The following is a 1499-nucleotide window of genomic DNA, read 5'->3' as shown; positions in this document are numbered from 1 at the left end:
CGCAAAGAGCGCGAGACGCAGCGCAAAAACGCGCAGGATTTCGAGTTTGAGCTAAGCTTAGGCGAGCTAAGTCGCGAGAAAATTTATAAAATTTACCATCTCGCCTTTTGCGATACGGCGCTAAAAAACACCAAGCGGCTGATTCTGCGGATCCGCAACGGTAGCGAGGTGCTAGTTTATCCGACCGAATACATCGTGAGCGATAGCTTTACCGAAAAGGTACGTGAAATCATAGCGGCGTAGGTGCGGCTCTTTCGTCGCGCCAGGTTGGTAAAATTTTATTCTTGTTCGCTTTGCACGTAAGTAGCTTTTGGCGTCGCAAACAGTCATGGTTTTTTGGCGCGACCGCGATAAGAGACGACAATATTTTCGGCTCAAAGCTTGCCACGCGCAAAATTTACGATGCGACACATAAGAATCGTAATTACGCAGATCATCCGTAATATCTAAATTTATTGTGTTTATCGCGGTGGAATTTTATCTGCCACAAATTCATACACATAGACCGCTTCCTGCTTTATTGCGTCGGTAAGGCTTGGTAGCATGCCGTTTGAGTTACCGCAATAACAGCTCGCCGTTCTCGGTAGAGTATGTATTGTCGCGCTAGCCTACGTTCGGTACAATAAATGGCGCGGACACTTTTAAATTTCTAGCTAAATTTTTGCGAAGCCTTACTTTGGCGAATCTCCACGCAGCTTTAAAATTTTAAACTTTAGCGGATTTGAAATTTTAGGTATAGCTTTACTACGTAAAATTTTATCGTGGTAAAATTTCGCCGAGAAAATTTAGTAAAGCACGCAAAAACGGACTCAAGACGTGCAGAAAAAATCCGAAACAAAGCTGACCAAAGCAAACGGTGCCCGAAAAAATCAAGCTAGCGCGAACTGGGCTCGAGCCGGGCGCCGGGATGCACCTGTCTTAAATTCAAAATTTATCAAAATTGTTAAACGGCTGTATTTGAAATTTTTCGCGCTGTTATATATTGACCGTGCTAAGCGTGTTCGTCCTGCCTGAAAATATAAGCAAAACAAGTAGTTGCCTGTGCGGGCTTTGTAAGCCTTATGGAGCAGTTTTTCAAATGTCACTGCGGCAGGGATTGATCCGTACGCGCTGCTTGCGAAGTTCTAAGTAGCTGAGATGTGGGTGGCTAGCATCTTGATTTTGGCGCAGGCTACTTTCTATGCTTAAAAGTAGCGCCGATTAAATTTTGCACGATTTTGAGCGGCGAAATTTAGCGAGCAAAATTCTTAAACCCCACTGTCTCCAAGCCTCTGGAATTTGAGCCTAAATTTAGAACTTGCAAAATTTTGAAATTTTACGGCGTGAAATTATGAACCGGGATTTTAGAATTTTGAAATTCTGCGCCGTGGAGTTTTAGAATTTCGGAATTCTACGAGCTGTAAATTTAGGCTAAATTTTAAAATTTGTAACGATAAATTTTAAAATTTTAGGCTGCGCGGCTCGGGAAAGCGCATCCGCCTCTTGATAAATCAAATTTC

The 1499-nt window shown here is 43.0% G+C and carries 1 protein-coding gene; it reads left to right on the top strand.

Annotated features, from left to right (window positions below; translation table 11 throughout):
• The coding region (locus Q0140_RS06960; RefSeq protein ID WP_297963227.1) for a hypothetical protein at positions 1 to 243 on the top strand (243 nt) is incomplete at its 5' end.
• Positions 244 to 1499: the final 1256 nt, after the last annotated feature.

This window comes from uncultured Campylobacter sp. (genome assembly GCF_938045405.1).
GTDB lineage: Bacteria > Campylobacterota > Campylobacteria > Campylobacterales > Campylobacteraceae > Campylobacter_B.
The sequence above is the reverse complement of the archived record's forward strand: the minus strand, read 5'-3'. Positions and strand labels throughout refer to the sequence as shown.